Here is a 17,023-nt window from a genome sequence, read left to right on the forward strand (position 1 = left end):
GGTAAGCTTTGCATTTTTAACAATCGGGCGGATCCGTCATGATATTGGCCCGCTGAACTATGGCCCCGCCCCTTCCGAGACCTGTCTATGTCACCGCCTGCGGCCTATTCCATCACCGCGGCATGGTCGGCGGAGGCGGTACTTGCGGATGGTTTGCGCAGGAGCAAGACAAGCGGGATGGATACCAGTGACATGATCATGAGAAGTTTGAAATCGTCCATATAGGCGATGATCGTTGCTTGCGTGGTGATCATGGCGTCAAGGGCAGCGCGACCTGTTGCATTCAGCGGATCGAGGTTCTGCATCACCGCCGGCGCGTTGAACGCGTGGTTGAAAGGCGTCACATAGGCGGCAATCGAGGCGTGGTTGCTTTGCACATTTTCGGTGATCAGGGCGGCGACGACGGCTATGCCGACACTTGAGCCGATATTGCGCGACAGATTATAGAGGCCGGTGCCTTCGCCGCGCATCGATGCGGGGAGGGTAGCAAAGGCTATGGTCGTCAAAGGCACGAACAGGAAACCCAGTCCCGCACCCTGGATGAAGCCCACATACACAATGGTCCATTGTGACACGTCGGGTGTCCACCCCGTCATGTCGTACATGGCCCATGCGGTGAGGCTGAAGCCGAGAACCAGAAGCAGCCGGGTATCCACCTTGCCGATCAACCGTCCGACGATAAACATGCATGCCATCGTGCCGAGGCCACGCGGTCCCATGACAATGCCGGCAGTGATGACAGGATAGCCCATCAGCGTCTGCAGGTAGGGGGTCATCAGTGCAAGCGAAGCGAGATATGTTACACCTATGACGAAAATGAAGAACATGCTGACCGAAAAATTCCGATCGAGAAAGAGACGCGGATTGACGAAGGATTTCTTTGCAGTGAACGTGTGAACGAGAAAGAGATAGAACGCACCGGCGCATATCAGCGCCTCGATCTGGATTTCAGCCGACGAGAACCAGTCGAGCTGTTCGCCGCGGTCCAGGAAGAGCTGCAATGTCGCGATGGCCAGGCTCAAGGTTCCAAAGCCGAACCAGTCGAGTTTCGCGGCGGTTTCCTTTGCCGTTTCCGAAACGAAAGCCACGATGCCGAAGAATGCCAGTAGGCCGATGGGAACATTGATGTAAAACACCCAGCGCCAGCTGATATTGTCGGTGAGCCAGCCGCCGATGACCGGGCCGAGGACTGGACCCACCATGACCGAGACGCCGAAGAGCGCCATGGCTTTGCCGCGCTCTTCTACAGAGTAGATATCGAGCAATATGCCTTGCGACAGCGGCACAAGCGATGCGCCGAAGAGGCCTTGCATCAGGCGGAAGACGACGATCTGCGGCAGCGACTGGGCGAGGCCGCACAATACCGATGCAACGACGAAGCCAACGATGGCAGTCAAAAGCACGTTTTTGCGGCCGAAGCGTGCAGCGAGAAAACCCGAGGGCGGCGTCATGATCGCTGCAGCGACAATATAGGAAGTGAGAACCCAATTGATCTGGTCCGCGCTAGCAGACACGCTGCCTTGAATGTAAGGCAGGGCCACATTGGCGATTGTGGTGTCAAGCGCCTGCATGATCACCGCGAGAATGACGCAGGCGGTTATTGCGCCGCGATTGGCAATGGCAGGCGCGTTATCCGGAACTGGACTGATGTCAGACATGGTCCTTGCTGCCGAACAAGTCGATGAGATCAGTCGCGAATGAGGGAAGGCCGCGGGCATGGCCTGTATCCACACCGACAGTGACGCTCATGCCGACGCGCAATGGCGGCTTGCCTGCCATGTCATCGATGCTGACGAGCATGGGAATTCGCTGGACCACTTTTACCCAATTGCCCGTCGTGTTCTGGGCGGGGAGCAGCGAGAAGCTTGAGCCGGACGCCGGGCTGATGCTGGCGACCGTACCTTTCCACTCGACGCCGGGATAAGTATCGACGCTGATCGAGACTGGTTGGCCAGTTCGAACATAGGTCAGTTCGGTTTCCTTCGGACTGGCTGCGATCCACATGTGGGTCGTGGAAACAAGGCTGAAGCCCGCTTGCGATGCCTGAAGGTACGCGCCGGTCTGCAACGAACTCACATTGGTGACAATGCCGTCGAACGGCGCACGAATGATTGTGTGGTCTAGATTGCGCTGGGCATTGTCGACAACCGATTGCTGCTGCAGATAAGAAGGGTTCTGCTCCACGCGCTGATCTGCATTGCCTCCAAGCTGCGCAAGGGTCGCCGCCGCTTCCGCCTTGGCCACGTCAACCTTTTGCAGTGCCGCGTCCAGGTCGTGCTTGGCCTGGTCATAGGTCGCGCGCGATGCGAAGGAACTCGCGTTCAGGTCTTGCTGGCGCTGCAACGATTTTTCAAAGAAAGGGATGTCGGCCTGGGCCTGCGTAATCTCGGCAAGGGACTGCCTATAGCTGGCTTCGAGGTTGAGAATCTGATTGCGCACGACGCCGAGCTGTGCCTTGGCGCCCGCAAGCGCAATCGCGTAAGGTGCGGGGTCCAGACGAAACAATACGTCGCCCTGCTTGACTTGCTGATTATCGCGAACATCCACAGACTGCACGATCCCGGAAACATCTGTTGAAACACCCACCATATCGGCTTGAACATAGGCGTTGTCGGTGGCCATCACTTGTCCGCCGGTCGCGTAGAGATAGCCGCCAATGATCAAAAGAGCGGGCAGAAGCGCGAACAGCAGCGGGCGCTTCAAGTTGCGCCGTGCTCGCCCGGGAGACACAGGCGTCGAACCGGCTTTAGTCGAGGGGTCTGCAGCCACCGAATCGGCGGCCGTGCTAGGCTTCTCCATGGCGGCATCGCTGGGCGCGTTGGCTTCTTTACTGGCAGGAATGCGTGGTGAACCGTCAGCCATGATTTTTCTCTTTGTCCTAAACCGGCGCTTGGCATGCGTCGATCAAATTCGATTTCATAGTGGTCAATGTTCGAATGAGATGCTCGCGGTCAGCATTAGGGACATCGGCGAGTGCTTCAGAGCGGGTTTGCTCTGCAACACGACGGATGCCTTCGAGCAGGGGCTTTGCCTCCTCCCGGGAGAACAGCAACCGGATGCGCCGGTCAGTTGGATGTCTACGGCGCTCGATCAAGCTACGCTCTTCAAGCTTGTCCAGAATACGCACCAACGTGATAGGCTCGATTTCCAGGAGTTCAGCCAGTCCAGCTTGATGGATCCCTTCGTTCTTGGAGAGGTACGCGAGCGTTTGCCATTGCGATCGGGTGAGACCGAGATCCTTGGCGCGCTGCTCGAAGCGTTTTCGCAATAATCGTGCGACTTCGTGCAGCAGAAAGCTCAATGTCGGTGCATTGTCCATATCGGGGCAAACTCGTAAGGGTGCTTATAACATTTATGCATATAGCAAGGGTGCTTGGGAGTTTAAAGGTGCGAACCGCGCCTCAGTCACAAAAAACCGAGGTCCGATTTTCAACAAATCGTGAAAGAAGGCCCGTCACGACCAAGCTATCAATCTTTGCGTGGAAGGACCTTCTGCTCGAACCCGCTTATGAACTTGTCAAAGAGCGCCGCGAAGGCTTCGACCTCTTCGGCGGGCCAGTCTTCGACGATACTTTGAACGATGGCGAGCTTCTGCGCTTTGATTTCTGAGAGCAGCTTGCGTCCAAGCGCCGTGATTACGACCACGATACGCCGCGCGTCAGCTTGCGAGGCTTTGCGGCGTATCACCCCGCGCGTCACCATTTCTGCAACGATGCGGCTGGCCCGCGATGGATCGATGCGAAGAATTTCAGCAATCGTACCAACCGTCACTTCGCCCGTCGTTTCGGCCCGTTTCACGGCGTCGAGTACGTCAAGGTGAGAGAGTTCGAGACCAGGCGCAACGTTCTGAACTGCCAGACGGCCGATAAGCCTCCGGCCCATCAAAAGACGCATTCGGGTCATTACCTGACCTATATGCACGATGTCGTGGTCGATCCGGTCGGTCGTTTCACTTTGATGTGTTGTCATGGCACCTTTCGTATTTTCCGCACATGGATACGTCAACCATCTGCAATATGCAAACAGCATTATAATGCTGTTGACAATTGTATGCTAATAGCACAGGTATTGCGAATATCAATTTCGGATACCCCAACCAATGGACATGCAAGCATCTCCCGCGCCGCTCGTGACGGACCACCGTTTGCGGCTCGTCATCTACTTCTTCCTGAGTTCAGCCATGTTCATGGCGACACTGGACAATCAGATCGTTTCGACTGCCCTGCCGACAATCGTTGGCGAGTTCGGCCAGTTGGAACGGTTCGGCTGGATCGGTTCTTCCTACCTGCTTGCTTCAAGTGCCGTGATGCCAGTCTATGGCAAACTTGGAGACCTTTTTGGCCGCAAATATGTGATGATGTCGGCGGTAGCAATATTCACGGTGGGCTCTGCCGTGTGCGGCCTTGCCGTTTCGATGAACACGCTGATCGCGGCGCGAGTGCTGCAAGGGCTTGGCGGCGGCGGTATCATGGTATCGATATTTTCAATCAACGCCGATCTGTTCGAGCCACGCGAACGGGCGCGTTACCAGAGCTATTCAAGTCTTGTACTCATGGCGTCGGGCGCCATCGGACCAGTACTTGGCGGTGCAATGAGCGATCTTTTCGGCTGGCGATCGATATTTCTCGTGAATATCCCCGTCGGGATCATTGTCTTGGCCGGCCTTTTCACGACACTTCCCTATCGCAAACCCGAGCGGAAGCCAAAGATTGACTACGCTGGCGCGATATTACTGGCGCTGACCACAAGCAGCATCGTACTCGTTGCCGATAGCTCCGAACTGTTCGGATCGATCCTGTCGGCCCAAAGCTTCATCATTATTGCGCTTGGCCTCGTGTGCGCCACGAGCTGGGTTTTCGTAGAACGTCGCGCAATGGAGCCGATCGTTCCTCCTTCGCTTTTCCGGAATCCCACATTTTCCCTGCTACTTGTGATTTCGATTACCAGCGGGGCTATTGCTATCGGGATGGTCAATTACTTCGCGCTCTACCTGCAGACGACAACGGGCCTGTCACCCTCGCAGGCGGGGGTGTTCTTCATCCTTTTGACCGGCGGCATTGTTTGTGGGTCTCTGATGGGCGGGCGGCTGATCTCGACGACGGGCCGCTACAAACCTCAATCCATTGCCAGTCTTTCCTTGAGCTTGCTCGCGTTTGTGCTGTTCACCCACGTTGAGGCCGGAACCCCCGTGTTTTTCATAGGCATATTGATGGCCATGCATGGCATCGGAATCGGGCTTGGACAGCAGGTTCCCGTCATCGGCGTGCAAAACGCAGCGGAGAGCCGGGACGTCGGGGCAGCCACAGGAGCGGTGACGCTGTCGCGCATGGGTGGGGCCTCGATCGCCATTTCGATCTATGGCGCGATTGTCGCTGCCAGTCTTTCCCGCGTCGGAGTAACAATTCCCGGTGTCGGCAATATCGAACAGTTGACACCCAGAATGCTAAGCGCGTTGCCGGAGGCCGCACGGCTAGCAGTTGCCGAAAGCTATACAGCGGCTTTTACGCCGCTCTTCCTGACCTCGGCCGGGTTTGCTTTGACGGGGCTGCTGGCGGCGCTCATGCTTAGGCCGACCCTTCTTCCGACTGCAATGAAAACTAAGGCCGGTGAATGAGCGAGTGGTGCGCGCTCCAGTTGAAGTGACCGATCAATGCAGCTATCACTTGATGCGTCATCCGCTTGGGAGCGCTCATGAGAACGTTGCTGTCATGATGAACCTGTTTCGCGCATTGTTGCCTCGCGAGGACCGTTTCTTCGATCTTTTCGCACAACATTCTCGTGTGGTGGTCGAGGCCGCCGGTTCGCTGAAGTCTCTTCTAGCGGCGGAAGGCGACCTTGAGCGACATTGCCAACGAATCATCGAACTTGAAAATGAAGCAGACGAAATCACGCGTCAGGTTCTTCTCGCTGTAAGGCGCAGTTTCATCACACCGTTCGATCGCGGTGACATCAAGGATCTGATTCAATCGATGGATGATGCAATCGACATGATGCACAAAACGGTCAAGACAATCCGTCTGTTCGAGCAGAGCAGCTTCGATCCCCGCATGCGTGAGATGGGTGTGCTCATCGTCGAGGCCGCCGGTCTAATTGCCGAGGCGGTTCCCCTTCTCAACCGGGTAGGGACCCATTCGGCACGATTGAGCGCCATTGCCGAAGAGGTCGTGCGCGTCGAAGGCCGGGCGGACGATCTCCATGATGAGGGGCTGAAGGACCTGTTTCAACGTTATGGCAACTCGAATCCGATGGCCTACTTCATAGGCAGCGAGATTTACAGCGAACTGGAGAAGGTGGTCGATCGCTTTGAAGACGTTGCAGATGAAATCAGCGGAATCGTGATCGAGAACGTTTGATGGATGTCGCGCTGAGCTTCCCCCTCTTGGCAGGTCTCATCGCAGTTGCGCTTTTCTTTGACTTCCTTAACGGACTTCACGACGCGGCAAATTCAATCGCGACCATTGTGTCAACGCGAGTGCTGCGGCCGCAATATGCTGTACTTTGGGCGGCGTTTTTCAACTTCATCGCTTTTTTGTTCTTCGGACTGCATGTGGCCGAAACACTCGGGACCGGGATTATCGATCCTCATATCGTCACGCCGCGCCTGATTTTTGCCGCGCTGATGGGCGCCATTATCTGGAACATCGTCACGTGGGTGTTCGGCATACCCTCGAGTTCGTCCCATGCCCTTGTTGGCGGCCTGGTCGGGGCGGGCCTGGTGCGAGCAGGGGGAGACGCCATCGTCTGGACAGGACTAATAAAGACTGTCGGCGCAATCTTCATGTCGCCGATGATCGGGTTCTTTCTTGCCCTTTTGCTCGTGATTATCGTGTCTTGGACGTTTGTTCGTCAGACACCCTTTGCCGTCGACAGCACATTTCGCAACCTGCAGTTCGTGTCTGCTTCACTATACTCGCTCGGCCATGGCGGCAACGATGCACAGAAGACAATGGGCATAATTGCTGTCCTGCTTTTTTCTCAAGGACATCTTGGGACCGAATTCAGTGTTCCTTTCTGGGTGGTGATTTCCTGCCAATCGGCAATGGCCCTCGGTACGCTTTTTGGCGGGTGGCGCATCGTTCATACGATGGGATCGAAGATTACGCGGCTTAATCCGATGCAGGGTTTCTGTGCCGAAACTGGTGGTGCGTTGACATTGTTTGGTGCAACTTGGCTTGGTATTCCCGTCTCCACGACACATACGATTACGGGTGCGATCATCGGCGTTGGCGCGGCGCGCCGTGTCTCCGCGGTTCGCTGGGGATTGGCAGGCAATATCCTCATCGCTTGGCTCATTACCATGCCAGCAGCTGCTCTTATCTCGGCCCTGTTCTATTTGCTGGCTGGTGTTGGCAACTAGATTCGTGCTCTCATGACACCTTGCGCGCGATGGATTTTCGCCAGACAATCGGCGCGTGAAGCTCGATCGTACGGATACTCTCGCTATCATTGCCGGGACGTAGCCAAGCGACGCTGTTTTCGACGATAGCGTCCACCGGCTGAGAGAACGTCGTCAGTTCATAGGAAGCCCAAGCCGACTGTTCTATGTTGTCGAAACCGATGACGCAGACGTCCTCCGGGATTCGCAAACCGCAATCATGCCGCGCGCCATCCATCAGCCCGAACGCCATCAAGTCATTGACGCAGAAGACTGCATCAGGCGGGTCCAGCCGCGCAAAAAGACTTTGTGCGATATGGCGGCCGCTTTCATAAATCGTGTTGCCATGGCGCACAACCATCACATCTAACCCATAGTCCGCCGCGGCCGCAACGAAGCCACGTTCCCTCGCCATCAGACTTGGTGTTCCAACATCGGAATTGGCTAGCGCGAGGCGGCGGCAGCCCGCACGCAAGAACGCGCTTACCGCTACTCTCGCGGCCTGTTTGTCATCGATGTTTATCCGTAGCGGTCCGTCAATGTCATCGTCGCGATTAATCAGAACAATGCGCTGACCGCTGTCGAGACAAAGCTTGGTAATGGCCTTGTCAGGCAGGCCAGACAGCAGAATGGAGGCATCCGCGCGATAGTGCAGCGTCTGGCGTAGCGCGGCGTCGACGCTGCCGTCCGAACGATCGGCATTGAGCAGCATCGAAATTTTGCCTGCCTTTTGAAGTTCGTGGGTCAGGGCCCGGACCAACTTTGAACGATATGGGGTATCCATTTCCGAGACAACGAGACAGACGATTCCGGTTTCGCTGCGCATCAAACCACGCGCAAGCTGATTGACGTGGTAGCCCAATGTTTCAGCGGCTTCCATGACGCGCTGGCGCGTTTCGTCCGACACACTGGCGCCGGGAGTAAATGTACGAGATACCGCGGATCTGGAAACGCCGGCGCGCTTGGCCACGTCGTCGGCGCTGACAAATGTTTTAGTCACTGGCTTTGATCATAAGGTTGCTCCTCCAAGCACATATTGCACGGGTGTGCTTGACGCTGCAACCGTCATAATTGACTTATACGTGAGCTAAAGTCGCTTGCGGACTTGACAAGCGCATGAATCATGTAGAAGTTTTGCACACGCTTGCAAAACAGCGTCGGCATGGAGGTGCCGCTTTTCAAAGGGAGGATAAACATGCGTTCCACATTGGCCATAGCCGCCGCCTTCGCTGTCGGTTTTCAAATTGTACCAACCGAAGTGCGCGCTGCGGAGAACCTAAACCTGATCTGTTCGGCCGATGTCGTCATCTGTGAATTGATGAAGGGCATGTTCGAAAAGGAATCCGGTATTCAGGTTAACATGGTTCGCCTGTCTTCCGGGGAAACCTACGCCAAAATCCGGGCTGAAGCGCGCAATCCCAAGACCGATATCTGGTGGGCAGGCACGGGTGATCCGCATCTGCAAGCTGCAGCAGAAGGTCTCACGCAGGAATACAAGTCTCCAATGCTCGAGCAATTGCAGGATTGGGCCAAGAAGCAGGCAGAAAGTGCTGGCTACAAGACTGTAGGTGTCTACGCCGGTGCGCTCGGCTGGGGCTATAATACGGAGATCGTCAAGAAAAAGGGCCTGAAAGAAGCCAAGTGCTGGGCGGACCTCGTCGACCCATCTTTCAAGGGTGAAATCCAGATTGCCAATCCAAATTCATCCGGAACAGCGTACACGGCGCTAGCTTCCCTTGTACAAATCATGGGCGAGGACAAAGCTTTCGACTATCTCAAGCAATTGAACGCGAATGTTTCGCAATATACCAAGTCGGGTTCCGCTCCGGTGAAGGCGGCCGCACGTGGAGAAACGGCGCTTGGCATCGTCTTCATGCATGATGCCGTTGCCCAAATTGCGGAAGGTTTTCCGGTCAAGGCGGTCGCCCCTTGCGAGGGTACTGGGTATGAAATCGGATCGATGTCGATCGTCAAGGGCGCGCGAAATCTCGATGCGGCCAAGAAGTGGTATGACTGGGCTTTGACTGCCGAGGTACAATCGCACATGAAGGAGGCAAAGTCGTTTCAATTGCCTTCAAATAAATCGGCAACTGTCCCGCCAGAAGCGCCAAAATTCGAGGACATAAAACTGATCGATTACGATTTCAAAACGTATGGCGACCCTGACAAGCGGAAGGAATTGCTCGATCGCTGGGACAGGGAGATCGGCGCAAGCGCCAACTGATCCTCTGGCATTTTGCGATGCGCGTTCGGGTTCACAGAGGATCCGGACGTGCGATCGGCCACCAATATCTTTCATGAATTGCAACGGCGAGTGGCGTGATGGAACGTAGCGACCGAAGACTTAGTATTGCGCTCGGAATTGGCTTGGCCGGTTTGGTCGCCGTGCCTTGGTACAGAATTGAAAGCGGCTTCTTCGCTTTGGACTGGGTTAGTAATTTCCCTGCCGGGTCTGCCGAGGGTCCAGCCCTCGTACAAGCTATCAGTCATGGCCGCTGGACGCTTGCCATCATCACACTCATCTTCGCCGCCGGCCTCGCGGCGAGAGCGTTCAGAGTTTCGTCGTTCCGTTCCCACTTGCTGGTCGCTGCGGGTGCCGCTGGTATTGTCTTTCTCGTATTGCAGGGCCTTGCTATCGGGTTCACTGGCTGGACCTGGACAATCAGCGAGAGTCTTTTTGGTGCCCTGGAGCAGGGACAACCCTCGATGGGAGCCGGGGCTGGATTGGTCGCGTTGTCGTTCATCCTGATGTCTTCTTTCGGTCTCGCGGAGCGGGGTGTTCTTCGCGGCGACGCATTTGTCATCAGTTCGATCGCTCTTCTGATTTTCCTGGTAAGTATATTCGTGTTCTATCCGGTGGGCAGCATGTTCATTGGTGCCTTCCAGAGCTTTGATGGCTCGTTCGATCCATCCGGCTTCGTCCGCAATATACAGGATCCATCCATCTGGAGTCTTGATTGTGTAATCGGCGGCGGTCGCTGTGGCATAGCTTGGCGGACCCTGCTACTTGCCATTCTCGCCGCCTTCGGTTCGACTATGGTTGGTCTTTGTTTTGCGCTCGTTGCAACACGCACGCGCTTCCCGTTTAAAAAGGGTTTGCGGCTTCTAACGATATTGCCGATCATCACGCCGCCATTCGTCATCGGGCTCGCACTGATCCTCCTGTTCGGTCGTGCCGGCGTGGTAACGCAGCAACTCTCGAATTTGTTCGGCATCGAGCCTGGGCGTTGGCTCTACGGCCTTACCGGGATCTTGATTGCACAGGTACTGTCGTTCACTCCAATCTCATTTCTCGTACTCATTGGTGTCGTCGAGGGTGTCAGCCCGTCCATGGAAGAAGCATCGCAGACCTTGCGTGCCGACCGTTGGCGCACATTCTGGAAGATATCCCTGCCGTTGATGAAGCCCGGGCTCGCCAATGCATTTCTGATTGGATTCATCGAGAGCATGGCAGATTTCGGCAACCCGCTGGTGCTTGGCGGCAGCCATGGCGTACTGTCTACCGAGATATTCTTCGCGGTGGTCGGCTCACAAAATGACCCGTCGCGTGCTGCGGTCCTGGCAATCATCCTCCTGTTCTTCACACTTTCGGCGTTCCTCGCGCAACGGGTGTGGCTTGCGGGGAAGAGCTTTGCGACTGTCACAGGGAAAGGCGACTCCGGCGCTCATATCGCACTGCCAAGGCCCCTTTCGATCGGCATTCACGCAGTTGTAATACCTTGGGTTTTGTTCACGCTCGTGATCTATGGAATGATCTTCTTCGGTGGCTTCGTGCGTACCTGGGGCCTCGATAATACGCTGACTTTCGAGCACTATCGCCGCGCATTCTCGTTCACCTTTGAGAATGGCGCTTTCGCTTGGACCGGGGTCGCATGGAATTCCTTCTGGACAACTATCGAGATCGCCCTGATCTCAGCGCCGCTGACGGCAGCAGTAGGGCTCCTGACCGCCTATCTAATTGTCAGGCAGCGATTTGTCGGGCGCAACGTGTTCGAATTTGCGCTGATGATGAGCTTTGCCATTCCAGGCACCGTAATCGGCATAAGCTATATCATGGCCTTTAATCTGCCGCCGCTGGAGATGACTGGCACGGCGCTTATCCTCGTTGCGTGTTTCGTTTTTCGTAACATGCCAGTCGGCGTGCGAGGCGGTGTGGCAGCGATGAGCCAATTGGACAAAAGCCTGGACGAAGCCTCGTTGACACTGCGCGCCACAAGTTTCCGGACGATGCGCAAAGTGATCCTGCCATTGCTTCGCCCGGCAATCGTCGCGGCTCTCGTTTATTCGTTCGTACGGGCGGTCACATCCATCAGCGCTGTGATATTTCTGGTCAGTGCCGAATACAACATGGCGACATCCTACATCGTGGGGCTCGTCGAGAATGGTGAATACGGTGTTGCCGTTGCATACTCGTCGATGCTCATCATTGTCATGATCGTCATCATCACATTTTTCCAACTATTGGTGGGGGAACGCAGGCTGCGTCGCGAAAACCGGGTCGCGACAGCTTTCGTGCCATCTGCCACACCCCAAGAAAAGGCCGCATCATGACGACTCACAGCAACGGATCCGTCGTTTTCGACAATGTCAGAAAGCAGTTCGGGACCTTCACCGCAATCCATGGCCTCTCGCTCCACATTGAGCCCGGTACTTTGGTAACGTTGCTTGGACCTTCCGGCTGCGGCAAGACGACGACATTGCGAATGCTGGCAGGACTTGAGCATCCGACCTCCGGGCGCATTCTCATCGGTGGCAAGGATGTCACCATGCTGCCCGCCAATGAGCGGGATGTTTCCATGGTGTTCCAATCCTATGCACTATTCCCGCACATGTCAGTGCTCGAGAATGTCGTGTACGGGCTTGAATCGTCCAAGATGAACAAGAATGAAGCCCGCTCTCGCGCCGAGGACGGATTGAAGCAAGTCGGACTGGCCGGGTATGGGCAAAGGCTACCGGCAGAACTTTCGGGTGGCCAGCAGCAGCGGGTCGCTGTTGCGCGCGCACTGGTGCTCGAACCGCAAGTTCTTCTGCTGGACGAGCCGCTATCGAACCTCGACGCTCGCCTGCGCCGACGCGTGCGCACGGAGATCCGAGAGTTGCAGCAACGGCTCGGTTTTACTGCCGTTTATGTCACCCATGATCAGGAAGAAGCGCTGGCGGTTTCAGATCGAATTGTCGTCATGCAGGACGGCGCCGTGGCACAGCAGGGTTCGCCGCGGGAACTCTACGAAGCGCCAGCTTCGTCATTCATTGCCGATTTCATCGGCGAGGCCAATGTGGTGCCTTGCGAAGTCCTGCGGAGCGACGGCGGCCAGGCAATTATCCGGGTTGCCAGACTGGAGCACTCAGTTCCTGGCCGGAGTGCGCGGCCTGGCCCGGCGAAGATCGCCGTCAGGCCCAACGCGATTACACTCGATGCTGCCGAGGCCGCGGCATTCCCCGGCAGTATCCGGCATGCCGCTTATCTCGGCGACCACGTAGAATACGAAGTTGAAACCGAGGCAGGCACGCTCTTCGTTGTGGACCCCGCTGTGGACAGAAACCTTACACCCGCAACGAATGTCAGTATCGGTTTCCACCCCCGTGGTATTGCCATTATCGACAATTGAACATCTCGATTTTAAAGGAATTATTTTCATGACATTGCCCGCGAATGAACTTCAGGAACGTTTCGCGCTAGCTCGAAGCATGGCCTTCGAAGCCGGCGCAATCGCCCTTCGTTACTTCAATGCGCGTGAACGGCTGGTGATTGAAACCAAAGCGGATGCGCAGGATGTGGTATCCATCGCCGATCGCGAAGTGGAAGAGTTGATACGCAGCCGGATTGCCGCAAGCTTTCCGGGTGATGCTGTTATTGGTGAAGAATATGGCGTCAGCGCAGGCACGTCCGATTATACCTGGGTTGTCGATCCGATTGACGGGACCAGTCCCTTCGTTAACGGAATGCCCACATGGTGCATCTCGATCGCAGCGCTGCGAGGCGAAGAAATTGCCATTGGTGTGATCTATGTTCCCTGCAACGATGAACTTTACGCCTCGGCCATGGGAATGGGTGCGACATTGAATGGCAAGTCGCTCAGGCTTGATGAGAGTCGCAATATCCGCAACGCAGTGACAGGTATCGGTGCCAATCATCATGTGACGCCTGCCGCGGTCGCTTCGATAGTCGAGAAACTCCTCGACGCCGGTGGTAATTTTATACGTAACGGCTCCGGTGCGCTCATGCTGGCATATGTGGCCGCCGGACGCCTCGTGGGATACTACGAGCCTCATATGCATGCTTGGGATTGTCTGGCCGGTTATTGCCTGGTCAAGGAGGCCGGCGGCTGGCACCACCCATTCCCCGTGCAAGGTGATGGTCTTACCAAGGGATCACCGGTGCTCGCCGCCGCCAGTGGTGCCGTCAATGATCTGCGGGCCATCGCAGGACTGTAGATTTACGAAGCCTTCCAAGATTGCGCGGATAAGTGAAGGGACAATCCCGGCATTTGATGTTATCTCCTTTTTATCGATCTTGCTTTCAAGAACCGCAAGATCATTCCGTCAAAGACATGCCGAACTGCCGCATGTCAGCAACCCTGCAGCACCTGCTGACCGGAATAATAATGAAGTCACGTTTCCTACCGGATACCTTCACCCTTCTTCTTTTAGCGACCGTGTTTCTCGCCTCGATCATACCGATTAGCGGCGTTGCGGCGGATTATTTCGGAACGGCAACAAAGCTCGCGATCGCGCTGCTCTTCTTCCTGCACGGAGCGAGGCTATCACGCGAAGTGGTCGTCGCAGGTCTCTTCCACTGGAAACTGCATCTCACGATATTGGCTGCGACCTTCATCCTGTTCCCTTTGTTGGGATTGGCCACGAGCGCTCTGGTCCCCCAGATATTGCCGCCTTCACTTTATACCGGAATAATCTTTCTCTGCGTGTTGCCATCAACGGTACAGTCATCGATCGCCTTCACATCGATGGCAGGCGGCAATGTCCCGGCCGCGATCTGTGCCGCGTCGGCCTCGAACATCCTTGGCATGTTCCTGACGCCCTTGCTGGCAGGCATCTTGCTCACTGCGGGCGGACATACAAGCTTTTCGCTAGACGCACTCCAGGCCATTCTCCTGCAGTTGCTGGCGCCCTTTGTCTTGGGCCAGGTGCTTCAACCTTGGATTGGAAATTACATCCGAAGCAAAGGCAAGATCCTCATGCCGGTCGATCGCGGGTCGATCTTGATGGTGGTGTACCTGGCGTTCAGCGAATCCGTAAATGAAGGATTGTGGCAAACGACATCCTTACGGGACCTGGCCGTGGTGATAATTATTGACATAGCTATCCTAGCGATCGTCCTTGCCGCTACCATGTATGGCAGCCGCCTGCTTGGATTTTCCCGCCCGGATGAAATCGCAATCACATTCTGTGGGTCAAAAAAGAGCCTGGCGAGCGGACTCCCGATCGCAAATGTGATTTTTGCCGGGGGCAGCATTGGCAGCATCATCCTGCCGGTCATGCTTTTTCACCAGATACAGCTTATCGTCTGCGCCTCCATTGCCCACCGGTATGCAAGAGCGAAGTTCATAAAAGAGGCCGAGGTGGAGAACGTGCCTGTCTCGTAGACTTTTTTTGGAAGGCGTGAAGATAGTGCCGCTTGGGTGACTCGAACACCTGACCCCATCATTACGAATGATGTATATCTTCTCCATTTTGATCGTCCTGAGCGGAGTACCATTGATGCCAGTTGGGGCCATCGCGGCGCCCTCGCGGCGGATGGTGGCTGGATGCTCGCCAAGCGTCTGACGACAATCAGTTGGCGTACATGCCTGGCGGCAAGCTGATCGCCGAGCGTCCCGCTCTGCGCTTGACACGACCGTCGACGCGAAAGGCTACACTGAACTGCTGACCATGCGTCCGAAGGAACTGGCAGTTCATCTAGCGAACTTGAAGACGGCGCCGATCTCCGGCTTCAAGTCTTTTCTAGAAGAGCTTTCGAACAGGATGCTTTTTGCGGCGTCTGGTGCAAGCGTTTGATCCTGTCCTCGACCTCCGGCAGCCGGAGCGCCGTGGTCCTTTCCGATGGGCCACTTTAGCAACCCGATTCTCTGGCGACGTAACATAACCGTCAATATCAATCCAACGTATAACTCACTCAAACAACCCGGTTATTTACCGGCACGTCGGTATGATGGAACATTCAGTGCGGGAGCGCTAGTTTGCTTCATATTGACATTCTGCAAGTGCTCGATTCAACCAGTGGGAAGGACCCAGGCTTTGACCGATCTGCTAAATCCAAAGAATGCTGCTGCGATGTGTACCCGTGATGCAAGGTCAGTCTCACACGCGTCGAAATCCAAATCCCGAAGTTTGGCCCGCGTTTTCGCCATCGTATTCGGCGTCCAGGCGGTCGTCGCTTTGGAGCTTGTTTCGACCGCACACGCGGGTCCCTGTACTAAAGAGATTGAAGCCCTTCAGGGGCGGGTCGACGCTGTACTTGAAGCCACTGCCGGAGCTGGACCTACACTCCCCGAGAGCCAATTTGCGGGTCTCCATCACGAACCTACACCTCAGTCGATCGCGCATGCGGAGGCACAAGCTGGTGAGGGGGCGGAAGGCGAACACGCCTTGGCGGGACTAGCGCGAGCTCGCGAGGCCGACAGGGCCGGTAACGCCCGCCTTTGTGATACAGCACTACACGACGTGCGGCGCGAAATTGCCCCTTTGGCAGCGGGCTGATTCAACACCGAACACAATGGTGACTCGGGAGTGTGCACCGGAGCGGACGAAGCAACGGTGCTAAGCGGCTCTTATAGGCGACGCCACTTGCTCACGTCCCCTAGCTATGTGCGCCCGGTCGCTTCGAGGATGAGTTTAGTGATCTCGTCTGGTTTTGAGATCAGCGACAGATGACTCGCCTTCACTTCAATCGTCTTGGCTCCCATGCGTTTGGCCATGAAACGCTCCAGGTCCGGATCTATCGTGCGATCTTCTGTAGAGACCGCATAGAAGCTCGGCTTGGACCGCCATGCCGCTTGGGTCGTCCGGCCCGCCAGAAGAGCTTTCTGAAATGGTTGCTGTACTGCATAAAGCACTCGAGACTTTGCTTCAGGCAGGTCACCGGCAAAATCGCGTAGGAACGCAATTTCGCTCAAGCGCCCCTCGTCACCATTGAATACAATGCCCGCCGTGGCAGGGGGCGTGGAGAACGTCTTCGCCAGCGCCGGGTAATCCTCACCCGCATCCGGCGCCCTTGCCGCAACATAGACGAGTGCTGAAACATTTGGATGCATACCTGCCTCTGTAACGATCATTCCCGCAAACGAGTGTCCGACGAGGACCGTCGGGCCATCCTGCTGGGCGAGCACCCGCTCAGCGGATGCCACCGCTTCAGGCAACGTCGTCAAGGGGTTTTGAACGGCCGTAACATTGATCCCGGCGGCTTGAAGGCGAGCAATCACTTCCGACCAGCACGATCCATCTGCAAACAAGCCATGGACGAGGACGACGTTCCGAGCCAAGGCTGGGGGCGTCCGCGCCGCCATGCCACGGGAAGATATCAACGATACCGCGCCAGCGGCGAGGGCAACCGAAAATGCCCGCCTGTTCATAGTCATGTCATGCCTCCAGCATTGTTTGGTCTGATCTCCTTTGTGATTAGCGTGTGAA

15 protein-coding genes are annotated in these 17,023 nt (G+C 56.1%); 9 read left to right on the forward strand and 6 right to left on the reverse strand.

The features are described from left to right. Positions 1–104 precede the first annotated feature (104 nt). The 4 genes from CU100_RS04595 to CU100_RS04610 all read right to left on the reverse strand — a co-directional run bounded on the left by CU100_RS04595 (position 105) and on the right by CU100_RS04610 (position 3,969). The gene (locus CU100_RS04595; RefSeq protein WP_106715319.1) at positions 105–1,658 is read right to left on the reverse strand and encodes an MDR family MFS transporter; all 1,554 of its coding nucleotides are present in this window, start codon (positions 1,656–1,658) and stop codon (positions 105–107) included. After that, complete coding sequence (locus CU100_RS04600) at positions 1,651–2,862, reverse strand: HlyD family secretion protein (RefSeq protein WP_106715320.1); 1,212 nt, start codon at positions 2,860–2,862, stop codon at positions 1,651–1,653. Before CU100_RS04600 ends, CU100_RS04595 begins: the two co-directional genes overlap by 8 nt. A gap of 16 nt (positions 2,863–2,878) precedes the next feature. Continuing rightward, on the reverse strand, positions 2,879–3,319 hold the full coding sequence (locus tag CU100_RS04605) for a MarR family winged helix-turn-helix transcriptional regulator (protein WP_106715321.1): 441 nt from the start codon (positions 3,317–3,319) through the stop codon (positions 2,879–2,881). Between the two features lie 149 nt (positions 3,320–3,468). Further along, positions 3,469–3,969, reverse strand: coding sequence for a MarR family winged helix-turn-helix transcriptional regulator (locus CU100_RS04610; protein ID WP_245418911.1), 501 nt, complete (start codon positions 3,967–3,969; stop codon positions 3,469–3,471). Between the two features lie 130 nt (positions 3,970–4,099). On the opposite strand from CU100_RS04610, the gene CU100_RS04615 reads away from it, so the two are divergent. The 3 genes from CU100_RS04615 (at position 4,100) to CU100_RS04625 (ending at position 7,357) form a co-directional block, all read left to right on the forward strand. After that, on the forward strand, positions 4,100–5,614 hold the full coding sequence (locus tag CU100_RS04615; protein WP_106715322.1) for an MDR family MFS transporter: 1,515 nt from the start codon (positions 4,100–4,102) through the stop codon (positions 5,612–5,614). 94 nt (positions 5,615–5,708) lie between these two features. Then, complete coding sequence (locus CU100_RS04620) at positions 5,709–6,353, forward strand: DUF47 domain-containing protein (protein WP_106715323.1); 645 nt, start codon at positions 5,709–5,711, stop codon at positions 6,351–6,353. Then, complete coding sequence (locus CU100_RS04625) at positions 6,353–7,357, forward strand: inorganic phosphate transporter (RefSeq protein ID WP_106715324.1); 1,005 nt, start codon at positions 6,353–6,355, stop codon at positions 7,355–7,357. The genes CU100_RS04620 and CU100_RS04625 overlap by 1 nt, the downstream gene beginning before the upstream one ends. A 10-nt stretch (positions 7,358–7,367) precedes the next feature. On the opposite strand, the gene CU100_RS04630 is transcribed toward CU100_RS04625, so the two are convergent. After that, the gene (locus CU100_RS04630; RefSeq protein ID WP_106715325.1) at positions 7,368–8,375 is read right to left on the reverse strand and encodes a LacI family DNA-binding transcriptional regulator; all 1,008 of its coding nucleotides are present in this window, start codon (positions 8,373–8,375) and stop codon (positions 7,368–7,370) included. A 195-nt stretch (positions 8,376–8,570) separates the two neighbouring features. Between CU100_RS04630 and CU100_RS04635 the strand changes: the two genes are divergently transcribed. The 6 genes from CU100_RS04635 (at position 8,571) to CU100_RS04660 (ending at position 16,093) form a co-directional block, all read left to right on the forward strand. Beyond that, on the forward strand, positions 8,571–9,599 hold the full coding sequence (locus CU100_RS04635; RefSeq protein WP_245418912.1) for an ABC transporter substrate-binding protein: 1,029 nt from the start codon (positions 8,571–8,573) through the stop codon (positions 9,597–9,599). A 98-nt stretch (positions 9,600–9,697) separates the two neighbouring features. Beyond that, positions 9,698–11,926 carry an ABC transporter permease gene (locus tag CU100_RS04640; RefSeq protein WP_106715327.1) on the forward strand — a complete coding sequence of 743 codons (2,229 nt, stop codon included), beginning with the start codon at positions 9,698–9,700 and terminating at the stop codon, positions 11,924–11,926. Next, a complete protein-coding gene (locus tag CU100_RS04645) occupies positions 11,923–12,984 on the forward strand; it encodes an ABC transporter ATP-binding protein (RefSeq protein ID WP_106715328.1) in 1,062 nt (353 codons plus the stop codon). Before CU100_RS04640 ends, CU100_RS04645 begins: the two co-directional genes overlap by 4 nt. 28 nt (positions 12,985–13,012) lie before the next feature. Continuing rightward, positions 13,013–13,810, forward strand: coding sequence for an inositol monophosphatase family protein (locus CU100_RS04650; RefSeq protein WP_106715329.1), 798 nt, complete (start codon positions 13,013–13,015; stop codon positions 13,808–13,810). Between the two features lie 170 nt (positions 13,811–13,980). Continuing rightward, complete coding sequence (locus tag CU100_RS04655) at positions 13,981–14,979, forward strand: bile acid:sodium symporter family protein (protein ID WP_106716010.1); 999 nt, start codon at positions 13,981–13,983, stop codon at positions 14,977–14,979. 652 nt (positions 14,980–15,631) lie between these two features. After that, a complete protein-coding gene (locus CU100_RS04660; RefSeq protein WP_245418913.1) occupies positions 15,632–16,093 on the forward strand; it encodes a hypothetical protein in 462 nt (153 codons plus the stop codon). A 104-nt stretch (positions 16,094–16,197) separates the two neighbouring features. On the opposite strand, the gene CU100_RS04665 is transcribed toward CU100_RS04660, so the two are convergent. Beyond that, positions 16,198–16,971, reverse strand: coding sequence for an alpha/beta fold hydrolase (locus CU100_RS04665; protein ID WP_106715330.1), 774 nt, complete (start codon positions 16,969–16,971; stop codon positions 16,198–16,200). Positions 16,972–17,023: the final 52 nt, after the last annotated feature.

Origin of the sequence: Phyllobacterium endophyticum, assembly GCF_003010935.1 — a bacterium.
In the GTDB taxonomy this organism is placed as follows: Bacteria; Pseudomonadota; Alphaproteobacteria; order Rhizobiales; family Rhizobiaceae; genus Phyllobacterium; species Phyllobacterium endophyticum.